The 23894-nt window shown below is 62.7% G+C and carries 18 protein-coding genes and 2 pseudogenes; 17 read left to right on the forward strand and 3 right to left on the reverse strand.

Going from position 1 to position 23894, the window contains the following annotated elements:
- The first annotated feature begins 73 nt into the window (after nt 1–73).
- The gene (locus PCLY_RS24795; protein WP_156458562.1) at nt 74–562 is read left to right on the forward strand and encodes a hypothetical protein; all 489 of its coding nucleotides are present in this window, start codon (nt 74–76) and stop codon (nt 560–562) included.
- A gap of 84 nt (nt 563–646) precedes the next feature.
- On the forward strand, nt 647–1003 hold the full coding sequence (locus tag PCLY_RS05350; protein ID WP_061238258.1) for a hypothetical protein: 357 nt from the start codon (nt 647–649) through the stop codon (nt 1001–1003).
- Nucleotides 1004–1273: 270 nt separating this feature from the next.
- On the opposite strand, the pseudogene PCLY_RS05355 reads toward PCLY_RS05350, so the two are convergent.
- A pseudogene (locus PCLY_RS05355) lies at nt 1274–2318 on the reverse strand (IS110 family RNA-guided transposase).
- Nucleotides 2319–2460: 142 nt separating this feature from the next.
- Between PCLY_RS05355 and PCLY_RS24370 the strand changes: the two are divergent.
- The 5 genes and pseudogenes from PCLY_RS24370 to PCLY_RS05370 form a co-directional block, all read left to right on the forward strand.
- A complete protein-coding gene (locus tag PCLY_RS24370) occupies nt 2461–2754 on the forward strand; it encodes a hypothetical protein (protein WP_197432147.1) in 294 nt (97 codons plus the stop codon).
- A 279-nt stretch (nt 2755–3033) separates the two neighbouring features.
- Complete coding sequence (locus tag PCLY_RS24375; RefSeq protein WP_082768024.1) at nt 3034–3348, forward strand: YdeI/OmpD-associated family protein; 315 nt, start codon at nt 3034–3036, stop codon at nt 3346–3348.
- 106 nt (nt 3349–3454) lie between these two features.
- Entirely contained in the window at nt 3455–3823 is a 369-nt protein-coding gene (locus tag PCLY_RS05360) for a hypothetical protein (protein ID WP_061238259.1), read from the forward strand.
- A 531-nt stretch (nt 3824–4354) separates the two neighbouring features.
- A complete protein-coding gene (locus PCLY_RS05365; protein WP_061238260.1) occupies nt 4355–5473 on the forward strand; it encodes an extracellular solute-binding protein in 1119 nt (372 codons plus the stop codon).
- 507 nt (nt 5474–5980) lie between these two features.
- Nucleotides 5981–7699, forward strand: a pseudogene (locus PCLY_RS05370) (methyl-accepting chemotaxis protein); the annotation flags it as partial.
- 15 nt (nt 7700–7714) lie between these two features.
- Here the strand turns inward: PCLY_RS05370 and PCLY_RS05375 are convergent.
- Complete coding sequence (locus PCLY_RS05375; RefSeq protein ID WP_061238262.1) at nt 7715–8329, reverse strand: TetR/AcrR family transcriptional regulator; 615 nt, start codon at nt 8327–8329, stop codon at nt 7715–7717.
- A 154-nt stretch (nt 8330–8483) separates the two neighbouring features.
- On the opposite strand from PCLY_RS05375, the gene PCLY_RS05380 reads away from it, so the two are divergent.
- From PCLY_RS05380 to PCLY_RS05395, 4 genes are all read left to right on the forward strand, one after another.
- Nucleotides 8484–9755, forward strand: a complete 1272-nt coding sequence (locus PCLY_RS05380) for a serine hydrolase domain-containing protein (RefSeq protein ID WP_061238263.1) — start codon at nt 8484–8486, stop codon at nt 9753–9755.
- A 142-nt stretch (nt 9756–9897) separates the two neighbouring features.
- Nucleotides 9898–11226: an alginate export family protein gene (locus PCLY_RS05385; RefSeq protein WP_061238264.1), complete on the forward strand. Its 1329-nt coding sequence runs from the start codon at nt 9898–9900 to the stop codon at nt 11224–11226.
- A 36-nt stretch (nt 11227–11262) separates the two neighbouring features.
- Nucleotides 11263–12345: a polyamine ABC transporter substrate-binding protein gene (locus tag PCLY_RS05390; protein WP_231740113.1), complete on the forward strand. Its 1083-nt coding sequence runs from the start codon at nt 11263–11265 to the stop codon at nt 12343–12345.
- 69 nt (nt 12346–12414) lie between these two features.
- Nucleotides 12415–13368 carry an aldo/keto reductase gene (locus PCLY_RS05395; RefSeq protein WP_061238266.1) on the forward strand — a complete coding sequence of 318 codons (954 nt, stop codon included), beginning with the start codon at nt 12415–12417 and terminating at the stop codon, nt 13366–13368.
- Between the two features lie 239 nt (nt 13369–13607).
- On the opposite strand, the gene PCLY_RS05400 is transcribed toward PCLY_RS05395, so the two are convergent.
- Complete coding sequence (locus PCLY_RS05400; RefSeq protein ID WP_061238267.1) at nt 13608–14906, reverse strand: OprD family porin; 1299 nt, start codon at nt 14904–14906, stop codon at nt 13608–13610.
- A 296-nt stretch (nt 14907–15202) separates the two neighbouring features.
- On the opposite strand from PCLY_RS05400, the gene mhpT reads away from it, so the two are divergent.
- The 6 genes from mhpT (at nt 15203) to PCLY_RS05430 (ending at nt 23879) form a co-directional block, all read left to right on the forward strand.
- The gene (gene mhpT, locus PCLY_RS05405; RefSeq protein WP_061238268.1) at nt 15203–16405 is read left to right on the forward strand and encodes a 3-(3-hydroxy-phenyl)propionate transporter MhpT; all 1203 of its coding nucleotides are present in this window, start codon (nt 15203–15205) and stop codon (nt 16403–16405) included.
- 189 nt (nt 16406–16594) lie between these two features.
- On the forward strand, nt 16595–17425 hold the full coding sequence (locus PCLY_RS05410; RefSeq protein ID WP_061238269.1) for a p-hydroxycinnamoyl CoA hydratase/lyase: 831 nt from the start codon (nt 16595–16597) through the stop codon (nt 17423–17425).
- 61 nt (nt 17426–17486) lie between these two features.
- Nucleotides 17487–18929 carry an aldehyde dehydrogenase gene (locus PCLY_RS05415; RefSeq protein ID WP_061238270.1) on the forward strand — a complete coding sequence of 481 codons (1443 nt, stop codon included), beginning with the start codon at nt 17487–17489 and terminating at the stop codon, nt 18927–18929.
- 131 nt (nt 18930–19060) lie between these two features.
- The gene (locus PCLY_RS05420) at nt 19061–20929 is read left to right on the forward strand and encodes a feruloyl-CoA synthase (protein WP_061238271.1); all 1869 of its coding nucleotides are present in this window, start codon (nt 19061–19063) and stop codon (nt 20927–20929) included.
- Complete coding sequence (locus tag PCLY_RS05425; RefSeq protein ID WP_061238272.1) at nt 20926–22158, forward strand: thiolase family protein; 1233 nt, start codon at nt 20926–20928, stop codon at nt 22156–22158. The genes PCLY_RS05420 and PCLY_RS05425 overlap by 4 nt, the downstream gene beginning before the upstream one ends.
- A gap of 11 nt (nt 22159–22169) precedes the next feature.
- Nucleotides 22170–23879: an acyl-CoA dehydrogenase gene (locus PCLY_RS05430; protein WP_061238273.1), complete on the forward strand. Its 1710-nt coding sequence runs from the start codon at nt 22170–22172 to the stop codon at nt 23877–23879.
- Nucleotides 23880–23894: the final 15 nt, after the last annotated feature.

The following is a 23894-nucleotide window of genomic DNA, read 5'->3' on the forward strand; positions in this document are numbered from 1 at the left end:
AGCGTGCAAATCATCGGATAACAACTCACTAGAGCGAACACTTCGTGTCGCTCACTTCGATCGTTAGAAGCACATGAAATATTTCTCCAGCCTTAGAGAAAAAACAGACTTGGTTCACCACCAATTTTCCGAGCTGATTGGCAAAGCAATTGTAGGCTATGAGTTAGCGCAAATCTGGTGTGAGGAAGCCGCCGCTTGGAGCGAGTGGAATGACCTTCCAGTATTTTTAGCAGTTGGTTCAGGTGAGCTCTCTATCTCATGGCAAAAATTTGATGAGCTCGCTATAGAGGTCGGTCGCATTCTGCCTTTTTCACTTTGCGGGAGCAAAGTGCGCTGGATAGATAGCGGAAATATCCATCTTGACGCTGCTATTGGACGTACCGTTGAGTCAGTTTCTTTAGCACAAGGAGAGATGACAGTAGGCAGCAGCGAAATAGAAATTTGGACGCGCTTGCTAATTCATTTCACAGGCGGTGGTAGCTTGGAAATTTTCAATGCGCTTGACGAAAACGGCTTTAAATTTCACACCAAGACTGTAGAGGCCGGCGTGTCGTGCCTCTAACTAGTGGTTCAAATCGCTCACTTCGTTCGCTGGGACGGGCTAAAGCCCGCCCCTTAACCAAACGTTAGGTGTAAAGAGGCTCACATGGTCGTCAAGGCTGAACAAGTCAGGGAGTATCTAGAGACTCTTACCGAAGGAGAGCTTGCCGAGCTTTTCTATCAGGCCTCCTCTAATCTCATAGTGAAAGAGGTCTATGAGAACGGGGATTTCTACCAAGAGAAGATTTGCTTAGCTAGAACAATTTATGGAGGCTCGGAGGGTGTTCCTGATCAGGAGAGTACAACCCAGCTAGTGGCACTACCTGCAAAATCCGTCAGAAATGTAAACTGGGGCGGGAGCCTCAGCCAAAGTGGCAACTGCAAGCAGTGTAAGGTGGAACTAGTGAGTGTCGCCAAAAAGGTAGTTTGCCCCGTCTGCAATACCGATAACCATTGCACCTAACTAGTGTATATGGACTCTCCCCACAAGTAGTGAGCAAAGCTTTTCTTTTGCACTTGTCGTCAGCGCGGTTGCATTCGTATATCCGGCCTGTGTTGGGCTTTTCCGCCCTGGCCATTCTGTAGTTCGCGCAGCGGGGGCCAAGCGTTCAATCGATCACGGGGATCATCATTGTTATCGGCCTTATTCCGCTGCAGGACTCGCCTGTTCCGACAGAGCTGCAGTTCACCACAACCACAAGAAAACCATCTTCCTTACTGATTACCCCCGCCATTAGGCGGGCTTTGTGCTCTGCCAATTGCCATTGAAGCGCCGCTCATGACACCACACCGCCCAGCAGATCCTGACCAATTTGTTGGCCAGCGCCACAGCCGCTTTGTTGTGGCCAATACGGGCTGCTGTCTCGACGGCCCAGCGCTGTAACTCGGTCAGTTTTTCTGGCGTGCGTGCCTGGCATCGCTGATGCCGCTAGCAAGGCCGCTCGCGAGCCATGGATAAATAGCGTGCGCACATAGATGTTGCCTTTGCAGCTGATCCGCCCAAGCCGTCGGCGTTCGCCACTGCTGTATTCGCTTGGCGTCATGCCCAGCCAGGCGCTGAGCTGGCGACCGTTAGCAAAGCGCTCAGGCTTGCCGACAGCGGTGGTCAGGGCACTTGCAGTCAGCAGGCCAATACCGCTGACTTCATCGAGTTTACGCACCACTTCATCGTCGGCGTGCCAACGTTTGAGCTGCTGCTCGCACTCGGCCATGCACTGTTCGTACAGGTTGATTTCCGCCAGGACGATATGCAGTTGATGGCGCAAGGGAGCCAGTTCTGCTCGGTCAACCAGCTCGTGGGCGGCACGCATAAACGCAACGGTGGACGCCGGTGCTTCGATACCCGCCTCGCGCAGGATGCCGCGTAACAGGTTGATGCACTGGGTTCTGCTCTTCTTCCAGGTTTCCCGTAGCCCGTGCAGTTGCTGTAGCAACTGCTGCTCGTGGCTCTTCACCGGCACCGGGTATATATCCTTGCAGCGCGCCGCTTCCAGCATCGCATCGCAGTCGTTGCGGTCGGTCTTGTTGCGCCGTCGATAGGGGCGGACATAGCGCGCATGGATCAGCTTCACTTGATGACCGAGCGATTGCGCCAGCCGCCCCCAATAGTGCGCAGTGCCACAGGCTTCCATCACCCACTCGACCGGCTCGGCCTGCTCCTGTATATATCGGCGAAACGCCTCTCGGTTCAGCCGCTTGCGCTGCACCACCTGGCCGGAACGGGCACTCTCGGCAACTTGGTAAACGGACTTGGCCAGATCAACGGCAATGCGCTTCATAACGACTCTCCCGCTCAAAAATCCTCGACACCTTGGTATAGAACTGTGGGGTGGGGAGAGTCCATTACAGCCCTCAAATCGTTCGCTTCGCTCACTGGGACCGGCTAAAGCCGGCCCCTTAGCTTAATCGTTAGAGGCACATATGGAAATCAATGAAGCGCTCAGGCTAATACAGCGACTTGAAAACCTTCCTGAAATATATGATCAGATGGAAAGAGTCGTATATGCGGTTATGAATAACTACTACTCTGAAATACTAGAAGTAGAACTGAACGAAGCAACCGTCATGGCAAATGAAAATTACAAGCATGATGAATTAACGCCATTTATCGAAAGAAAAAAGCAATCCATGCTAAATACTGGTCAAATAACTCGGCATTTTACCAACCCTGCTCATCGAGTAGTGAGCCAGAACACATTTGGAACAACCTTGTAGATATTGAGGTCCTCCAAAATGGCGACGACAACAATTTACTTTTCATGTTCAAGGCAAACTATAAAGATCCGGCCATAAACTTGACCACAGCAAGAGCCTACCTTTTAAAGGTCAACAAATCATCATTAAAAATTGAACACCTATTCTTTGGGTAGTGCCTCTAACAAATGGCTCAAATCGTTCGCTTCGCTCACTGGGACGGGCTAAAGCCCGCCCCTTAACCAAACGTTATGTACTTCAAATAGTTGGTCTGCAGACTCAGGAATTAGGAGGTCAGGTATGAAGCCAAAACTTTCCGGAGGCCTGGTGCATGAATTGCCCGTCGATTTTGCCGTGGCATTAACTGAGGAAGATCTCAACAATACTTGGGAGGGCCTGTCTGCAATTGGTCGTAATGAATTTATTTGTTGGGTTGAAGATGCCAAGCAAGAGAAAACTAGAGCGAAACGGATAGCACGAGCTACAGAAGAACTTTTAGAGGGAAAAAAGCGACCTTGCTGCTGGGTAGGGTGTATACACCGTACTGACAAGAAGCCTAGTAAATGGCAGCAGGATGTTTTGATAGATAAAAAGAAAAAGCCGATGCCAAAGTAGAATGAGGCCAGTGCAATGAGGCCAGTGCATAACAAATTAATCAATCAATTTGACCGCATTGCGCTGCGCTTTATGCGGCAAATTGTGGGGTGTTAGGTGTGTCAATATGTATCGAGTTCCAGAGGATCTAGACTTCACGAGCATTTTGGGGGCTGACTTAAATATAATAAGTTTGGGTCGGTATGACGTGCAGTTTAGCTTTGATGCCAAAGCCATAATTTGCCTTCAAAGCAAAGCAACGCTTTTACAAAACGGTATGGAAATAGCTACATGGGATGACGAGAGTAATTGGTCATCTCTATCGTTTCAGCGCCTACTTAATCAAACTGTAGAGAGTTTTTCAGTACCACACGACCAGCTAATACAAATCCAGTTTACAAATGACTTGACGCTGCAGCTGCATGACAGCTCAGATCAATATGAATCAATGCAAATTTATTTCTCCAATGAAGAGCTCCCGGCAATCATTATCTGAATGCACTAACAGTGCGTAAATAAACTCCCGTCGCAAGCAGTAAGCAATAGCTTTTCGATCCGGTCGTCAGCGCGGGTGCATTCGTATATTCGGCCTGCTTTGGGCGCTACCACCCTGGCCATTCTGCAGCCCGCGCAGCGGGGCCAAGCGTTCAAGTGATCCCAGGATCGTCATTGCTATCGGCCTTGTTCCGCTGCAGGGCTTGCCTGTTCCGACCGCGCCGCTATTCACCACCACCACAAGAAATACGTACCTGGCTACCTGCCGGGAGGCGGGCTTTGCGCTGTGCCGATTGGCACTGACGCGCCGCTCGTGGCTCCACACCGTCCAGCAGATGCGTACCCGCTCGTTGGCCAAGGCGACGCTGGCCTTGCGGTGGTCCATCACGCGTGAGCACGTTTGCGTGCTATTTATTTTATTGACTTAAAAAGTTAATAGAATTAAATAATGCCCAGTCCCTCCAGCGGGGGCATACGCGTACGGCGATTCCTCAGCCGTGCGAATCACAATAAATCGAGGGGAGCGCGGATCATGGGCGCGGAATCTGGTTGGGGGCGCTTGCTGCTTCTGGCATGGCTGTTGACTCTGGTGAGCACGGCTCAGGCGGCGCCTGCTGCTGGCGAGGTGCGTGTCTACAACTGGCTGCGCTACCTGCCCGAGCAGGTGCTGCGGGACTTCGAGCAGGAGACCGGCATTCATCCGTACTACGTCGAATTCGATTCGGTGCAGACGATGGAGAACAAGCTGCTGACGGGTAACTCCGGCTATGACGTGGTTTTCCCCGGCAGCAGCAGTCTGCGCAAGCTGATCGTCGCCGGCGCCGTGCAGCCGCTGCAACGCGAGCGACTCAGTAACATGCGCCATCTGGACGGCGCCTTTCTGCAAGGCCTGGAAGCCGCCGGCGACCCTGGCAATCGCTATGCCGTGCCCTATCTGTGGGGCGCCACGCTGATCGGTTACGACGCGGATCGTGTCGAGCCGCTGTTCGACGGCAACGTTCCGTCATCCTGGGATCTGCTGTTCAAGCCAGAGAATCTGCGGCGTCTGGCCGGTTGCGGGGTGGGCATCATCGATGCGCCGGACGAAATCCTGCCTATCGGGCTGCATCACCTTGGGTTGGATCCCAATAGCCACCGCCGCGCCGATTACCGCGCTGCCCAGCAACTGCTGCAGGGCATTCGTCCTTATGTGCGCTACTTCGATTCGCAGCGGTACGGCGACGACCTGGCCAATGGCTCGATCTGCCTGGGCGTGGGCTGGTCGGGTGGCTTCGTGCAGGCGCGGCAGATGGCTGCGGCCGCCGGACGCCAGTTGCGCCTGAAGATGCTCGTGCCGCCCGAGGGCGCGCCGTTCTGGTCGGATGTGATGGTCGTCGCCACCAAGGCGCCGAACCCGGATCAAGCGCATGCCTTCATCGACTACCTGCTGCGCCCGGATGTGATCGCGCGCATCAGTCAGCAAATGGGGTATCCCGCCCCGAACGGCGCCTTGCTGGCCCAGCCCGCTGCAGCCGACGACTCACGCCAGGAACTGCTGCAAGCCGCACAGCAGCAGCGTTTCTTCACCATCACGCCGGTTCCCGAGGCTGTCGAGCGGGTCAGGGCACGAGTGTGGCGCAGTCTTCAGGCCGGGCAGGACATCCAGCCTTGAACCGCCTTGTCTGTGCGCACGCCGTTTTGCTCGCGTTGTGCTGATCCACTGTTTTGTCCTGCTGGCAGGCCATTAGCCGGCCCGGCAGGCCTTCCCACGTTGCATCCGTGGCTCCTTTATCGGCGACAGGGAGGTCGTCTCTTTTTCGAGGGTTGAGTCATGCATATCACGTTGCGCCTGAAGGTCATCCTGCTTTTCGGTGCCTGCCTGCTGGGGTTGGCGAGTGCGCTGATCCTGGTCTCCATCAGCCAGATGCGCACGCTGGCTAGCCAGGCGCAGGAGCGTACGGCGCAGGAACTGCGGGCGTCGATCAACGCGCGTCTGGGCGATTCGGTGCGCTTCCAGGCGTCCGGTATCCAGAGGTTTTTCGAGCAGACGCAGGACGCCGCTGAGCGGGGCGCCGAGGAGGTCGAGCGCACGCTCGAGTTGGCGCAGGATACCGGCCTGGATGCCGAGCGGGTGAGGCGACAGCTGACCCGTCAGATCCGTGCGGTGGTCGATCGCGATCCCGCGCTGCTCAGCGTTTACCTGGTGTTTCTCGATGATGCTCTGGATGGACGCGACGCCGACTTCGCTGGCCGCACCGATCTGGGCAGCAACGAGCGCGGGCGCTTTGCCCCGGTCTGGTTCCGTCATCCGGGTCAGGACTACGAACTGGTCAACATGGCCGAGCAGACCTTGCAGGCGACTCAGCCGGGCGCGGCAGCGCGGCAGTGGTTCGATTGCCCGTTGCAAACCGCAGGTGCCTGCCTGCTCGAACCTTATCTGGACGCTGTGTCCGGCACGCCACTGCTGAGTACCTCGCTGACCGTACCGGTGCGCAGCAACGGCAAGGTCGTCGCTGTGCTCGGCGTGGACATCCTGCTCGACCAGCTCCAGGCCCTGGCCGAGAAGGCCCGAGCAGCCTTGCCCGAAGCCCAGGTCATGCTGGCCAGTGCACAGGGTAATCTGGCTGCCTACACCGGGGATGCCGCGCAGCTTGGGCAGCCCTGGCAGGCTGAGCGTTGGGCGCAGGCCGACGACTTCCAGGCCGAGGAGCGCTTCGCCCCGATTGCCGGCGCTGCGCCTTGGCGGGTTGGCGTGAAAGTGCCGGCCAGCGCCGCCTTCGCGCCGGTCGCGCAACTGCGCAATGAGCTGGATCGACAACTGCAGCAGGCCATCGGCTGGCAGCTGCTGTACGGGCTGTTGGCGGCTGCCCTGGCTTTGCTGATTCTGGCGCTGGCTTCGCGTTCCGTGGTTCAGCCGTTGCGTCTTCTGGCGCGTATGGTCGAGGCGCTGGCCGATGGTGGCGGCGATCTGTCCCGCCGTCTGGATGAGACGCGCAATGATGAGATGGGCGCAGTCAGCCGCGTGCTCAATCGTTTTCTGGGCTCCCTGCAGGGCATCATGAATAGCCTGCGCCATTCGCTGGACAGGCTCGACGAGGCCGCCGACCGCAGCGCCTCCGAGGCGACCGGCAATCTGGCGGCGACCGAGCGGCAGCGGGCCGATATCGACCAGGTGGCCCATGCCATGCGTCAGGTCAGCGCGGCGGCCCACGACATCGAACACAACACGGCCTCTGCCGTGGATACCACTGGCGGGATGCTGCAGGCGATAGAGGAGGGCACGCCGCTGATCGAACGTACCGTGGCCATCGTCGAGCAGCAGGGCCAGGACCTGCAGCGTACGGCGCAGCAGGTGGTGGCGTTGTCGCACAAGAGCGGGCGCATCAGCGTGGTGCTGCGGTTGATTCGCGACATCGCCGAGCAGACCAATCTACTGGCCCTCAATGCTGCCATCGAGGCGGCGCGTGCCGGTGAGTACGGGCGTGGTTTCGCCGTGGTCGCCGACGAGGTGCGCAACCTGGCGCAGCGGACGCAGGGATCGATCCAGGAAATCGACGAGATCATCGGCACGCTGCAGGGCGACACACAGGCCCTGGTCGACAGCATGCAGGTCAATCAGCAGCGCGTAGGTGAGGCGCAGGCATTGTTCGGTGAGCTGCTCGAGTCGCTCTATGGCATCGGCCGTGGCGTGGATGCGCTGGTGGGCATGAGCGCGCAGATCGCCACGGCGGCGCGCGAGCAGGCAGTGGTGGTGGATTCGGTCGACAGTGCCCTGGGGCGTGTGCGCCAGGTGAGCGATGAACTCACCGACAGCGTACGCGCGGCCGCGTTGCAAACGCGGATTGTCCAGGAGCAGGTGTCGCAGCAGGGGCAGGTTCTCAGGCGCTTCCACTGCTGAGGCGCATGACGTTGGCTAGCGGGCGATCATGCCCTGCAGGATCAGGCCGCTGGTCAGACGAACCTGGCGGCGGTGCTGTTCGAGGTCCAGCGGCTCGCTACCGGTCAGACGCAGCAGTTGCAGGTGCGAATAGTCATTGAGCAGGAAGGCCGCCAGCTCGACGTCCAGATCGTCGCGCAGCTTGCCGCGTGCCTGCAGGTCGCGCAGCAGGCTGGCGATCTCGTGCTGCAGGGCCTCGTTGTGGCGCTTGTACTGTTCCGGCAGGTCGCTGCGGTCGCCGCCAAGTACATGCAGCAGCAGTTCGTGCCAGATCGGCGCGGGCAGCATGCTCAACGCATGATCCACCAGCACCTGCTCCAGGTAGCACAGTGCGTCGAGCGGGTCATCCAGCTCGGCCATGTGCTCGCGGGCGTCCTGCAAGGCGCTCTCGTCGGCCTTCTGCAGCATCTCCAGAAGGATCTCCTGCTTGGAGCCGAAGTACTTGAACACGGTGGGCGCCGAGACGCCCGCTTCCCGGGCGATCTGCTCGATGGTGGTGTTATCGAACCCCTGCCGCTCGAACAGAGCTACACCGGCGTCACCGATCGCCTTGCGGCGCATGGCTTTCTGACGTTCGCGCAGACCGCTCACTGATGTTCCTCCTCGTCCTGATGGTGTGCATCGGGAGCATAACGGAAATAGGTTTTCATAAGTAAATGTCTTATTGACTAAAACATTTTATTAAGGCAATTATTATCGCACGCCTGCCGCGTGCAGGGCTTCTTAGAAGAAAGGACAGAGGTTCATGAATTCCCTCGCACATGCTCCGGTCGCCGGCCTCCTGGCTCGTCAGTACGCCGATGCTCACGATGCCCTGCAGCGCGCCCAGGCGTCGACACCCTTCATGGTCGGTTTCCCCCCGGTCGAGGCAAAGCGGGTCACCTGGGACAACTGGATGCGTCCGCCTTTCAACAAATGGGGTTTTCGTCACCTGGGGCGTCTGCGCCCAAGCATCAGCGTGCCGTGCGGTGATGCTACACAGGCATTGTCCGAGGCTCTTCAGGACCTGGATGCGTTCACCTTCGCCAGCGAGTGCGGCCTGAGCGTGCGCCTGGACGAGCACCTGCTGGCCAGTCACGCCGATGGCTTCATCGTGCTGAAATCGGGGCAGGTGGTGTACGAGCGCTACTTCAACGGCCATACCGCCAATGATCGGCACATCATGTTCTCGGTGACCAAGTCGCTGATCGGTACGCTCGCCGAGCAGTTGATCCATGAAGGCACGCTCGACCCCGAGCGCCTGGCTGGTGATTACGTGCCGGAGTTCGCCGGTGGCGCCTACTTCGATGCGACCGTGCGCCAGTTGCTGGATATGGCCGTGGGCATTTCCTACACCGAGCAGTACGACGACCCGGCCTCGGAAAGCTCTCAGTTCGGCTATGCCTGCGGTTTCATGCCGGCGCCGCCAGAGTTCGCCCAGTACGCCTCGCTGTACCAGTTCCTGCCATCGCTGCGTAAGTGCGGCGAGCATGGCGGGCTGTTCCATTACGTCACGGCAACCACCGAAGCGCTGGCCTGGGTGATGGAGCGTGCCTGCGGGCAAGCCTGCCACGAGCGCCTGGCGCCGATCTGGACGGCGCTTGGCTGCCAGCGTGACGGTTATTTCATGGCCGATCCCTGGGGCCGTGGCGTGGCCGGTGCCGGCTTCAGCGCGACGCTGCGCGACATGGCGCGTTTCGGCCTGCTGCTGGCCAATCGCGGCCAGCATCAGGGCCAGACGCTGCTCTCAGCTGAGGTCATCGACGCCATCGCCGCTGGTGCCGATCCGGCTATCTACGCCCAGGACGAGGAGTTCGCCCAGTGGATGCCGGGCGCTTCGTACCGCAGCCAGTGGTACGTCTTCAACGATCACAGCTGCGCCATCGTCGCCGGTGGCATCCATGGCCAGTACCTGTTCGTCGACTTCGAGGCGGACGTGGTCATTGCCAAGCAGTCTTCGCTGCCCGAGGCGGTGGGGATCTTCGACGTCGACAACGTTCGTGCGCTGCGTGCGCTGGCCGCTCATCTACGCGACTGAGCGCGCCACCTGACAAGGAACAAGAAAAATCTGGTGGCCTGCGTAGGCAGGCCTGCCGGTTCGCAGCCGGGCGGCCTCCGTGCCTGCCGGTCTGCTTTGCAACTGCCCTGTGACACAAAAACAAATCACCCAGGAGCATTTCATGATCCGCGTTCCCCACACTCCCGCTCTGCTGGCCGTCGCCGTGCTGAGCAGCTCACAGGCCATGGCCGGCTATTCCTTCGAAGAAGGCAACCTCTCCGGCGAGGCCACGCTTACGGTCGGCGGTTCGACCGTGTCCACGCGCAACGTCAACTTCGGCGCCGGCGGCGTCGATCAGCGCAATGGCCGCAACATCGGCACCCGCGTCGACTGGCAAGAGTTCTATCTCAAGCCGGGCGTGACCCTGAAGTACGCCATCGATCCCGACTTCGACTTGATTGCCGGCGGCTCGGTGGTCTCGGCCAAGACCTTCGGCGACGGCGATGCCGGTGGCTTCAGCCGCAGTTCCGATGGCTACACCGCGATGGAGGAGGCCTACGCGGGCTTGCGTGCCGGGGAATGGACCTTCACCGCAGGCCGGCAGAACTACCTGGTCGGCAACGGCTTCATCGTCATGGACGGCAACCTCGACTCCCAGGGCGACGGCGCCTACTGGCTGGGGCCGCGCAGCGCTTTCCGCGACTCGGCCGTGCTGGCCTGGGACCATGGCGCGCTCAAGGCGCAGGCTTTCAGCCTGCGCACTGATTCGCACCTGGGTGACTTCCGCCTCAACGGCGCCAACCTGGACTACAACCTGGCCGATCAGGTGACCCTCGGCGCCATGGCCATGAAGGTGGATTCGCAGACCAACACCTACGCCACGCCACTGCGCCGCGACGGTATGCAGGTCTACAACTTCCGCGCCCTGCGTGGGCAACTGCCGGGCCTCGATGCGCTGACCCTCAACGGTGAATACGCGGTGCAACGCGGCAGCGGTGACGGCATGAAGTACGATGCCAAGGCCTGGTACGCGCAGGCCGATTACACCTTCGAGTCGCTGCCGTTGACTCCGGTGCTGGGCTATCGCTACGCACTGTTTTCCGGTGACGACAACCTGGCCGACAACACCCAGCAATCCTGGGATCCCCTGAGCAAGGGCTTCACCGACTGGGGCACCTGGCTGATCGGTGATGTGATGGGCAACTACGTGTTGTTCAACACCAACCAGCGCGTGCAGCAGTTCTCGATCAAGACCCGTCTGAGCGAAACCCTCACCCTGGGCGCGATTCACTACCAATTCTGGCTGGACAAGGACAACTATCAGGGCATCGCCGTCGACGACCGTCGTTTCGCCAACGAGAACGTGGTGTACCTGGACTGGACGCCTACCGAGCGTGTGTACACTTCGCTGGCCTACAACTGGGTCGACGCCAAGTCGGCGGCCAAGCAGGTGTTCGGAGACGATGACCGCTTCACCGCGCTCGAACTCTACTTCACCTACCGTTACTAAGCCGTGCCAGGAGACATTGCGATGAAAGCACTACCTATGGTCGCTGCCATGACCCTGGCCCTGTTCGGCGCCGTTGAGGTTCAGGCCGAGCAACGCACGGTGAGGATCTACAACTGGATCGAGTACATGCCGCCTGAGATCCTCAAGGGCTTCGAGGCCGAAACCGGCATCCGCCCGGTGTATGACGTGTTCGACAGCCCTGAAACCCTGCAATCCAAGTTGCTCACGGGCAACTCGGGTTATGACGTCGCCTTCCCAGGCAGTGCGATGCTGGCCACCTTCATCGGTGCCGGTACCTTCGACAAGCTCGATCGCAGCAAGCTGCCCAACTGGAGCCGTCTGGACGAAGGCTTCATGTCCGAGCTGGCAAATAGTGGCGATCCCGGCAATCAGTACGCGGTGCCTTACATGTGGGGCACCAACCTGATCGGCTACAACGTCGACAAGGTGCGCGAAGTGCTGGGCCCGGATGCGAAGCTCGATAGCTGGGACCTGATCTTCAAGCCGGAGAACCTCTCCAAGCTCGCTTCGTGCGGCGTGGGCTTCCTCGACTCGCCGAGCGATATCCTGCCCATTGCTCTGGCCTATCTCGGCCTCGATCCAAACTCCGAGAAAGCCGAGGATTATCGCAAGGCACAGGATCTGATGATGACGATCCGCCCCTACATCACCTACTTCAACTCCTCGCGCTACGGTTACGACCTGGCCAATGGCGAGATCTGCGTGGCGGTGGGCTGGTCCGGTGGCATCGAGCTGGCGCGCAAGATGGGGGTGGCGGCTGGCAAGGGGGTGAAGATCGACATGTTCCTGCCCAAGGAAGGTGCGCCGCTGTGGTCCGACGTGATGGTCATCCCCAAGGGCGCGCAGAACGTCGATGAGGCGCATGCCTTCATCAACTACCTGCTGCGTCCGGAAGTGATCGCCAAGGCCAGCAACGCCATCGGTTATCCGAACCCCAACAAGGACGCCACGGAGTTCGTCATTCCGGAGGTTCGCAACAATCCCAACATGTATATTCCGGCTGACAGGATGAGCTCACTGTATGCACTCAAGGCTCTGTCGTTGAAGGCCGAGCGTATCCGCGTGCGTACCTGGAACAGCATCCGTACCGGCAAGTGAACGGCAGCGGCGCGGCGGGCTCTGCCTGCCGCGCCGGTTGCCCTCGAATGAGCGCGAGAAGGAGCGGGTATGTCCGCGAGCAAGGCTTTGGGTAATACCGGTTTGAGGGTTTCGTCACTGGTGCTGGGTGGCAACGTGTTCGGCTGGACGCTGGATGCGCGCGCTTCGTGCGAGTTGCTGAGTGCAGCCTTCGAGGCCGGGATCACCACCCTGGACACGGCCGATATGTATTCCAGTTGGGTCGAGGGGCACGTCGGGGGCGAGTCCGAGCAGATCATCGGTCAGTGGCTGGCCGCCAATCCCGCTCTGCGTGATCGCCTGACCCTGTTCACCAAGGTCGGCGCCCCGATGGGTGAGGGCGGTGGGCTGTCGCGCCAGTGGATCGTGCGTGCGGTGGAGGATTCCCTGCGTCGCCTGCGCACCGATTACATCGACCTGTACTTTTCCCACTACCCCGACGAGCAGACGCCGCACGAGGAAACCCTGCGCGCCTACGAAAGCCTGATCGCCAGTGGCAAGGTGCGCGCCATCGGCGCCTCCAACTACAGCCGCGAACAGCTCGAGGCCGCCCTGGCGATTGGCGTCGACGCCGGTTTGCCGAGCTATGGCGTGCTGCAACTGGAATACAACCTGTACGACCGCAAGGACTACGAAACGCGGCTGCAGGCATACGCCCAGGCCCGTGGGCTCGGCGTGGTCAGCTATTTCAGCCTCGCTTCGGGTTTTCTTAGCGGCAAGTACCGTACGCTTGCCGATATCCGGCAAGCCGCGCGGGCCGAGGACCTGGAGCGCTATTTCAACCCGCGCGGCCAGCGCATTCTGGACGCGCTGGCACAGCTCGCCGAGCAATTCGATGCCAGCCCGGCCAGCATCGCGCTGGCCTGGCTGATGGCTCAGCCGGGCATCAGCGCACCGATCGCCAGTGCCACCAGCCTGGCGCAGTTGCGTGCGCTGCAGGCAGCCATGACGCTGGAGCTGGACGAGGCGTCGTTGCAGGTACTGCGCCAGGCCAGCGCCTGGTGAATCCAGGCTCTGTACGAAAAGTGCCTGCGCTCGGTGATGCTTCGTTAAAAGCGGGCTGGAACGCCAGTCCGGTCGAATGCTCATTTACAGCTCGTAAACTCGAGTGCGGGCCCCAGTCCGTTCCTCGCTCGTTTTTTTGGGGTCGCCATCGGTATCGCCTGACCTTCGCTCGACGACTTTTCGTTCAACCCCTGGTTCGCCGCCGGCCGCACCGCGAGGCGATGCGGCTGTGTGGCGGGTCACCAGATCGGCAGGTTGTAGGTGACCATCAGGCGTGTCTGGTTTTCATCGCGGAAGGCGGCGCCGGTGGGGAAGTCGTTACGGTAGAACGACTGCCGCACGCGCAGGCCGACGCCGCTCAGCGGGCCGTCCTGGATCACGTAGCCCATTTCCCACTGCGCTTCGCGTTCCTTGCGGTCATCGATGCCAAAGGCGGCCAGCTCGATGTTGTCGCCGCGCACGTAGCGCAGGCGCGCGGTCAGGCCGGGCACGCCAGCGGCCGCGAAATCGTAGTCCCAGATGGCCTGCCACATGCGCTCCCTGGCGTTGAGGTAGTCGGAACTCATGGTCATTTCACTGATGCCCATCAGCTCGGTGCCGGAGATGTAGGGCGTGGCGGTGTCGCCACCCTGGTGGGCGTAACCGAGGGTCCAGCGGTGGCCGTTCAGGCCGTAGGCGAACTGCAGGGACAGGTGCTGGTTGTCCACCTTGCCGGCATCGGCACTGCCGTTCTCGCCGCTGAAGAAGGCGCGCAGATCGGTGCTCAGGGTACCGGGGCCGAGGCTGGTCTTGTGCAGGGCGCCGAGGTAGCCCTGCTCATATAGGTCGGCCACTTCCAGGTAGTGGGCCTTGAGCGTCAGCTCCGGGCTCAGGGCGTAGTCGCCGCCGATGAAGGCCATGTGCGAGGTGGTCGCACGGCCATTGAAGCGGCCGTTGGGCGAGGCGACGGTCATGGCCTCGTAGTCGGTGGAGTTGCGCTTGGCGATGCGGTCGACGTAGCCGCCGTGCAGGGTCAGGCCGTCGATCTGCGTGGAGCTCAGGTAGCCGCCGCGAAAGGTCTGCGGCAGCAGGCGCGACGGGCTGGAGAGAGCCGACGGCAGGGCCAGGTTGAGATCACCGGCCTGCAACAGGGTCTTGTCGATCTTCATCTTGCCGGTCAGACCAAGGCGCGAGTACTCGTCCGCTGCACGCCCGCTGCTGGGCGATACAGGCAGCAGTTCGGTGCCGCTGCGCGACGGCGACGAATCCAGCTTCAGGCCCAGCAGGCCAGTGGCATCCAGGCCGAAGCCCACCGGGCCTTCGGTGAAACCGGACTGGAACTTGAGGATGAAGCCCTGTGCCCACTCCCGGGCTTCGGACTTGGCGCCGTCGTCCTGGAAGTCGCGATCCAGGTAATAGTTGCGCAGGGTCAGGCTGGCATGACTGTCGTCGATGAAGCCCTGGGCCTGAGCGGCGCAGGACATGCCAAGGCTGCATAGAGCAATGGCATGGGGCAGGGGGCTGCGCACGAATGCAGTACGAAGAAACCGTGTAGGCATGCTCGATATCCTTATTTTTGTTGTTGTCCGGCGGATCGCCGTTGCGCACAGAGGATGAGAGTGCGCACTGGGCTTATCAAATGGCAGTGGCCGATTAACGAACGTTAAAATCATTAACTAATTCGTAATGAATTCTTTGTGGGTGATCTAACTGATTGTTTCTGAAGGGAATGAATGGCTCGAGCCTGGCGTTTTGCCTGGGGGTGTTTTTTTAGTTCTGTTTGTTAATCTTCTTGCGACGAGAACTGGACCTCGTCACCACTCCCGAACAAAAACAACAAGAGCGAGACTCCGCCATGCAAACCCCATCAAGCCGTTCCCGGCTGACCATCGTCATCTGTTTCATCGTCGCTCTGATCGAAGGGCTCGACCTGCAGTCGGCCGGCATCGCCGCGGCCGGTATTCGTGCTGCCTTCAACCTGGACCCAGGGATGATGGGCTGGATGTTCAGCGCCAGCATCATCGGCCTGCTCCCTGGTGCTTTCCTCGGTGGTTACGTTGCCGATCGCATCGGCCGCAAGAAGGTGCTGGTGGCCGCCGTGGTGCTGTTCGGCATCTTTTCCCTGTGGACGGCCTATACCAGCAGCCTGTCCGGCCTGCTGGCGGCGCGCTTTCTCACCGGTCTTGGTCTGGGGGCGGCGTTACCCAACCTGATTGCCCTGTGCGCCGAGGCAGTCGAGGAACGCCAGCGCAGCACGGCTATCAGCATCATGTACTGCGGTGTTCCTCTCGGCGGCGCGGCGGCGGCGGTGATCGGCATGCTGGCCGGCGAGGCCTGGCAATGGGTGTTCATCGTCGGTGGCGTCGCGCCGCTGGCCATCGCACCATTGATGCTGTGGCTGCTGCCGGAGTCGTCGGCATTCCACCAGCAGCAGGCGCGTGCCACGCAGGGTCGGCCGTCCACCGTGGAAGCACTGTGCGGTGATGGCCGCACGCGCATCACCTTGTCGCTGTGGATCAGCTACTTCTTCACCCTCACCGTGATGTACATGCTGCTCAACTGGCTGCCGTCGCTGCTGCTGGAGCTGGGATTCAGCAAACCGCAGGCCGGTACGGTGCAGATGGTCTTCAACATCGGCGGCGCACTCGGCTCGCTGCTCGGCGGTGTGCTGCTCGACCGCTTCCAGCGCACGCCAGTGGTGCTGTGCATCTACCTCGGGTTGCTGTTGGCGCTGGCCGGGATCGGTTTCTCCACCAACCTGGCGAGCATGGCAGCGGCGGGCTTCGCGGCCGGAGTCTTCGTGATGGCTGCGCAACTGGTGCTCTACGCCCTGGCGCCGGCCTATTACCCGACGCAGGTGCGGGCTACCGGCGTGGGCGCTGCAGTGGCCGTCGGCCGCCTGGGGTCGGTGAGTGGGCCGCTGGCCGCCGGACACATCCTGGCCGCTGGCGCCGGCACGGCCGGGGTGCTGATGGCGGCCGCGCCGGGGCTGCTGGTGGCTGCCCTGGTGGTGGTCGCGATGGGCAGCCGCGAGCGCCGCGCGGCGGCTCCGGCCTGAGGTTTGAGCTGGTTGATCAGGTCGCCGCTCGTGATTTTTAGTTAATCAGAATAATCATGTCGTTGATGTTGCTGTATCCATCGACTTCATCGGTGCGGTGATCGAACATTTCGCGCAAATAGTTAATTGACATAACTATTTGCGCGACCTACCTTGAGCTCATCTACCCAACACATGCAGGACACCCCCATGAGCAAGTACGAAGCACGCTGGCAAACCGTCAAGGTCGAAGTCGAAGAGGGCATCGGCTGGGTCATCCTCAATCGTCCGGAAAAACGCAACGCCATGAGCCCGACCCTCAACCGCGAGATGGTCGATGTGCTGGAAACCCTGGAGCAGGACGCCGACGTCGGTGTGCTGGTGCTGACCGGCGCAGGCGAGTCGTGGACTGCGGGCATGGATCTGAAGGAGTACTTCCGTGAAGTCGACGCCGGCCCGGAGATCCTTCAGGAGAAGATTCGCCGCGAGGCTTCGACCTGGCAGTGGAAGCTGCTGCGCATGTATGCCAAGCCGACCATCGCCATGGTCAATGGCTGGTGCTTCGGCGGTGGTTTCAGCCCGTTGGTGGCGTGCGACCTGGCCATCTGCGCCGACGAGGCGACCTTCGGCCTGTCGGAAATCAACTGGGGCATCCCGCCGGGCAACCTGGTGAGCAAGGCCATGGCCGACACCGTGGGCCATCGCCAGTCGCTGTACTACATCATGACCGGCAAGACCTTTGGCGGGCCGAAGGCCGCCGAGATGGGCCTGGTCAACGAAAGCGTGCCGCTGGCGCAACTGCGCGAGACCACCATCGAACTGGCGCGTAACCTGCTGGAGAAGAACCCGGTGGTGATGCGTGCAGCGAAGATCGGCTTCAAGCGCTGCCGGGAGCTGACCTGGGAGCAGAACGAAGACTACCTGTACGCCAAGCTCGATCAGTCGCGCCTGCTGGACAAGGAAGGTGGCCGCGAGCAGGGCATGAAGCAGTTCCTTGATGACAAGAGCATCAAGCCGGGCCTGCAAGCCTACAAACGCTGAGCTGTGCCAGGGGCGGTCGTGCCCGCCCCCCCGTATAACAATCACAAGATGGAGCCAGACCATGTTCGAAGTGCCTTTGCTGATCGCCGGGCAGGCGCGCCCGGCCACGGGCGGCGCAGTGTTCGAGCGCCGTAGTCCCTTCACCGGCGAGACTGTCAGCCGTGTGGCCGCCGCCACCCTGGAAGACGCCGATGCCGCTGTGGCTGCCGCGCAGGCGGCCTTTCCGGCCTGGGCCGCGTTGGGGCCGGGCGAGCGCCGTGCGCGCCTGCTGGAGGCCGCCCGCTTACTGGAGGCCAACCGCGACCGTTTCATGGCCATGGCCGTCGAAACCGGCGCCACCGCCGACTGGTACGGTTTCAACGTCAAGCTGGCGGCCAACATGCTGCGCGATGCCGCTGGCATGACCACGCAGATCAAGGGTGAGGTGATTCCCTCCGACGTGCCGGGCAGCTTCGCGATGGCGCTGCGTCAGCCCTGCGGCGTGGTACTGGGCATCGCCCCGTGGAACGCGCCGATAATCCTTGGCACCCGCGCCCTGGCCATGCCCCTGGCCTGCGGCAATACCGTGGTGCTCAAGGCTTCGGAGAACAGCCCGGCGGTACACGCGCTGATCGGCGAGGTGCTGCAGCAGGCCGGTCTTGGCGATGGCGTAGTCAACGTCATCAGCAACGCGCCGGCCGATGCCGCCGCCATCGTCGAGCGGCTGGTGGCCAACCCGGCGGTGCGCCGCGTCAACTTCACTGGCTCCACCCATGTCGGGCGCATCATCGGCCAGCTTGCGGCGAAACACCTGAAACCGGCGGTGCTGGAGCTGGGCGGCAAGGCGCCGCTGCTGGTGCTGGACGATGCCGACCTGGATCAGGCGGTGGCCGCCTCGGCCTTCGGTGCCTACTTCAACCAAGGGCAGATCTGCATGTCCACCGAGCGCCTGGTGGTCGACGAGCGCATCGCCGACGACTTCGCCGCGCGCCTGGCCGCCAAGGTCGCCACGCTCAAGGCCGGTTTGCCGGGTGAGGCCGTGCTTGGTTCGCTGATCGATGCTGCCGCTGGCGAACGCATCATGAGCCTGGTGCAGGACGCGGTGGACAAGGGCGCCGTGCTGCTGGCCGGCGGACAGATCGACGGCAGCGTGATGCAGCCGGTGCTGCTCGACCGCGTCACCCCGGCCATGCGCCTGTACCGCGAGGAGTCGTTCGGCCCGGTGGCGGTGATCCTGCGAGGGCGGGGCGACGAAGAGCTGCTGCGCCTGGCCAACGATTCGGAGTTCGGCCTGTCCTCGGCGATCTTCAGCCGTGATGTGTCGCGTGCGTTGAATCTGGCACAGCGGGTGGAGTCGGGCATCTGTCATATCAACGGACCGACCGTGCACGACGAGGCGCCGATGCCTTTCGGCGGGGTGAAGTCCAGCGGCTACGGCAGCTTCGGCTCCAGCGCGAGCATCGAGCACTTCACCCAGCTGCGTTGGGTGACGCTGCAGAATGGCCCGCGCCACTACCCGATCTGAACGTTCGGAAACGCCTTGCATAGCTCCAGCCCGTGAGTCTTTGAGCGGGCTGTGAGCGCCCCGAATCGAGTTTGCCGGAAAGCCCCGGCGTCGCGTCGTGCCCGAACGGGCAGGACCGGAGGTGATAACAAGTGAACAATGCACCCTCCCAATCGCTCGCTGCCCGCTATCGTCCGGTGGCCCTGGGCTCGCCGGATGTGCACATCGAGGAACGTGCCGGTAGCGTCTATCTCAACGCGCGAGAGCCGCTGAGCGAATTGCCGCCACGCCTGCTCGACCGCCTGCTGCACTGGGCCGAAGTGCGCGGTGAGCACACCTTCGTCGCCCGTCGTGGCGGTGATGGGCAATGGCAGCGCATCAGCTACCGCGAGATGCTGGCGCGCGTGCGCTGCATCGCCGCGCACCTGCTCGAACATGACCTGAGCCCGGAGCGCCCGCTGGTGATCCTCTCCGGCAACGACCTGGAACACCTGCAACTGGCGCTGGCCGCCCTGTACATCGGCGTGCCCTATTGCCCGGTGTCGCCGGCCTATTCCACCGTGGCCCGCGACTACGCCAAGCTGCAGCACATCTTCGACCTGCTGCGCCCGGGCCTGGTGATGGCCGCCGATGGCGCCGCCTTCAGTCGCGCCATCGAGGCCGTGGTGCCGGCCGACATGCCCCTGCTGCTGGTGCAGGGCGAGGTGGCGGGGCGTGCTGCCCAGCGCTTCGATGAATTACTGGCGCCGCGCGACCCGGCTGCCGCCGACGCCGCCTTCGCCCGCACCGGGCCGGACAGCATCGCCAAGTTCCTCTTCACCAGTGGCTCGACCAAGCTGCCCAAAGCCGTGGTGACCACCCAGCGCATGCTCTGCGCCAACCAGCAGATGCTGTTGCAGACCTTCCCGGTATTCGGTGAGGAGCCGCCGGTGCTGGTGGACTGGCTGCCGTGGAATCACACCTTCGGCGGCAGCCACAACGTCGGCATCGTGCTGTACAACGGCGGCAGCCTGTACCTCGACGATGGCCGGCCGACGCCGCAACTGTTCGGCGAGACGCTGCGCAACCTCAAGGACATCTCGCCCACCGCCTACCTCACCGTGCCCAAGGGCTGGGAGGAACTGGTGGCGGCGCTGGAGCAGGATGGCGAGTTGCGCGAGCGTTTTTTCGCGCGCATGAAGCTGTTCTTCTTCGCCGGCGCCGGCCTCAGCCAGCCGATCTGGGATCGCCTCGACCGGGTCGCCGAGCAGCACTGTGGCGAGCGCATCCGCATGATGGCTGGCCTGGGCATGACCGAGACGGCGCCGTCGTGCACCTTCACCACCGGGCCGCTGTCGCTGGCCGGCTATGTCGGCCTGCCGGCGCCAGGTTGCGAGGTCAAGCTGACGCCGGTCGACGGCAAGCTGGAGGCGCGCTTCCGTGGCCCGCATGTGATGCCCGGCTACTGGCGCCAGGCCGAACTCAACAACGAGGCCTTCGACGAGGAAGGTTACTACCGCACCGGCGATGCCTTGCGCTTTGCCGATGCGCAAAACCCGCATTGGGGGCTGATGTTCGACGGGCGTATCGCCGAGGACTTCAAGCTCAGCACCGGCGTATTCGTCAGCGTCGGGCCACTGCGCACCCGCGTCATCCTGCAGGGCTCGCCCTACGTGCAGGACGCGGTGGTCACCGGGCCGGATCGTCAGCGTATCGGCCTGCTGGTGTTCCCCAGCGTACCGGCCTGCCGCGCCCTGGCCGGGCTGGCGAGCGATGCCAGCGTCGAAGCGGTAATGGCCGCCGAGCCCGTGCGGCAGTGGCTGGCCGGGCTGCTGGAAGAGCTCAACCGCGAAGCCACCGGGCTGGCCTCGCACATCGCCTGGGCCTGCCTGATGAGTGAGGCGCCGAGCCTGGACGCCGGTGAGATCACCGACAAGGGCTCGCTCAACCAGCGCGCGGTGCTCAGCCGCCGCGCCGAGCTGATCGAGCGCCTCTACGCCGACCCAGCCGCGCACTGCGTAATGGCGCAGGCGCGGCCATGAAGGGCCAGTTCGAGGCCTTCGAGCAGGTGGCACTGCTGGCCGCCGCGCGCACGCCCTGGATCGACTACTGCGGGCCACTGGCCCAGGTGTCGCCCATCGACCTGGGCATCCATGTCGCCCGCGCCGTGCTGGCGCGCGCCGGCATTGGTGGCGAGCAGGTCGACAGCGTGCTGGCCGGCAGCATGGCCCAGGCCAGTTTCGATGCCTACATGCTGCCCCGGCATATCGGCCTGTACGCCGGTGTGCCGATCGAGGTACCGGCGCTGGCGGTGCAGCGCATCTGCGGTACCGGCCTGGAGCTGCTGCGCCAGGCCGGCAACCAGCTCGAACGCGGCAGCACCAGCCTGGCGCTGTGCGTGGCGGCAGAGTCGATGTCGCGCAATCCCATCGCCAGCTACGAGCACCGGGGCGGTTTTCGCCTCGGCGCGCCGGTGGGCTTCAAGGATTTTCTCTGGGAGGCGCTGCTCGATCCGGCCATTGCCCAGACCATGATCGACACTGCGCAGAACCTCGCCCAGCGCTACGGCCTGCGTCGCGAGGAGGTAGATGCCTTTGCCCTGGGCAGTTTCGACAAGGCGCTGGCGGCGCAGGCCGAGGGTTGGTTCGACGCCGAGATCGCGCCAGTGGCCAGTAGCCGTTTCGAGCTGGCCGGCTATCAGCCGCGGCACCTCAAGCTACCGCGCAAGATCAACGATCTGCAGCGTGACAGCCATCCCCGGCAGACCAGTGCCGAGGCCCTGGCTGCGCTCTCGCCAGTCAGCGCTGGCTCGGTGCAGACCGCCGGCAACAGCTGCGCGCTGGTCGATGGCGCCGCTGCCATTTTGGTGGGCGATGCACGAAGCGCTGAGTCGCCCTTGACGCTGCTGCGCGCCAGCGCGGTGGTTGGCGTGCCGCCGGAGATCATGGGCATCGGCCCGGCCCCGGCGATCCGTCTGCTGCTCGACGGTGCCGGCCTGAGCCTGGATGCCATCGACAGCCTGGAAATCAACGAAGCCCAGGGCGCCCAGGTGCTGGCGGTGCAGCGCGAGCTGGAGCTGGATGCGGCGCGCCTGAACCGCCATGGCGGCGCCATCGCCCTCGGCCATCCTTTGGCCGCCACCGGCCTGCGCCTGGCGCATAGTGTTGCCCGCCAACTGGCGGCGCGTGGCACCCGCTACGGCATCGCCGCTGCCTGCATTGGCGGCGGTCAGGGCATGGCTCTGCTACTGGAAAACCCTGCTCATCGTTGAAGGATTCGCCTATGACGCACTACCGTGCCCCGCTGGATGACATGCGCTTCGTCATCGAACACTGGCTGGACGCCGAACAGGACTGGGCGCGGCTGCCGGCTTTCGCCGAGCTGGATCACGGCCTGGCCGCCCAGGTGCTGGAGCAGGCCGCGCGCTTCGCCGAGGATCGCCTGGCGCCGTTGAACACCCCCGGCGACCGCCAGGGCTGCCGTCTGCAGAATGGCCGGGTGATCACCCCGGACGGTTTCGCCGATGCTTACCAAGCCTTCGTCGACGGTGGCTGGCCGTCGCTGGCCTGCGCCCCCGAATACGGCGGCCAGGGCCTGCCGCAGTTGCTCAACGTCGGTGTGCTGGAAATGCTCTACGCCGCCAACCATGCCTGGGCCATGTACCCGGGCATCGCCCACGGCGCCTACGAGGTGCTGCGCCGTTTCGCCAGCGTAGAGCTTCAGGCTGCCTGGTTGCCAGGACTCGTGGACGGCACCTGCGTGCCCACCATGTGCCTGACCGAACCGCAGGCCGGTAGCGACGTCGGCCTGCTGCGCTGCCGCGCCGAACCGGCGGAGGCGGGCAGCTACCGCCTGCACGGCAGCAAGTTGTTCATCTCCGGTGGCGACCACGACCTGGGTGAGAGCATCGTCCACCTGGTGCTGGCGCGCCTGCCTGATGCACCCGCCGGCACTCGTGGCATCTCGCTGTTTCTGGTGCCGCGGGAGCTGCACGGGCAGGCCAACGGGGTGTTCTGCGATGGCCTCGAACACAAGCTCGGCATCCGTGGCAGCGCCACTTGTAGCCTGCGCTTCGAGGGCGCGCGGGGCTGGCTGCTGGGTGAGCCGAACCAGGGCCTGGCGGCGATGTTCGTGATGATGAATGGCGCGCGCCTGCACGTTGGTTTGCAAGGGCTGGGGCACGCCGAGTTTGCCCACCAGCAGGCCAGCGCCTACGCCGCCGAACGCCGGCAGATGCGCGCCGTGCCGCGCCCGGCCGGGGCCAGCGGCGAGGCTGATGCCATCGCCGCGCACCCGGCCATGCAGCGCATTCTGCAGAGCCTGGAGGTGCAGACTCAGGGCATGCGCATGCTGGGCTACTGGGCCGCGCACCTGCTGGACATCGCCGAGCAGGCGGTGGACGAGCAGCAACGCGACGAGGCCGAGGCTCTGGCGTCGCTGCTGACGCCGGTGGTCAAGGCCAGCTTCACCGAGCAGGGCTTCCAGCTCGCCAGCCAGGCGCTGCAGGTGTTCGGCGGCTACGGCTATTGCAGCGAATACCCCATCGAGCAGACCTTGCGCGACAGCCGCATCGCCATGATTTACGAAGGCACCAACGAGATTCAGGCCAACGACCTGCTGCTGCGCAAGCTGTTGCCTGTCGCTGCGCCTGGTGTGCCGATACTGCTGCGGCAGGTCACTGGGGAATGCCAGCGCGCCGAAGGATCTTCCCTGCAGGCGCAGGCCGAAGCGTTGGCCGAGCTGCTGGACGAGTGGCAGGGCGCGCTGGCGCAACTGCGCGAAAGCCAGGACAGTGCGCCGCAGCGCCCCTACGAGGCCGCCGTGGACATGCTGCAGGTGACCGCCTGGCTGTTGCTCGGTTACGCCTGGTTGCGTGCGGCGCGTATCAGCCGTGAGCGTGGGCTGGGGGAGGCGCGTGAGGTCGCTGCGCGGTTCTTCTTCCGCCGCCTGTTTCCGGAGGCCTGGCATCGCCTTTACCTGGCCCTGGACTGAGGGCGACGGCGGTGG

The organism is Ectopseudomonas composti (assembly GCF_001567565.1).
Taxonomy (GTDB): domain Bacteria; phylum Pseudomonadota; class Gammaproteobacteria; order Pseudomonadales; family Pseudomonadaceae; genus Aquipseudomonas; species Aquipseudomonas composti_A.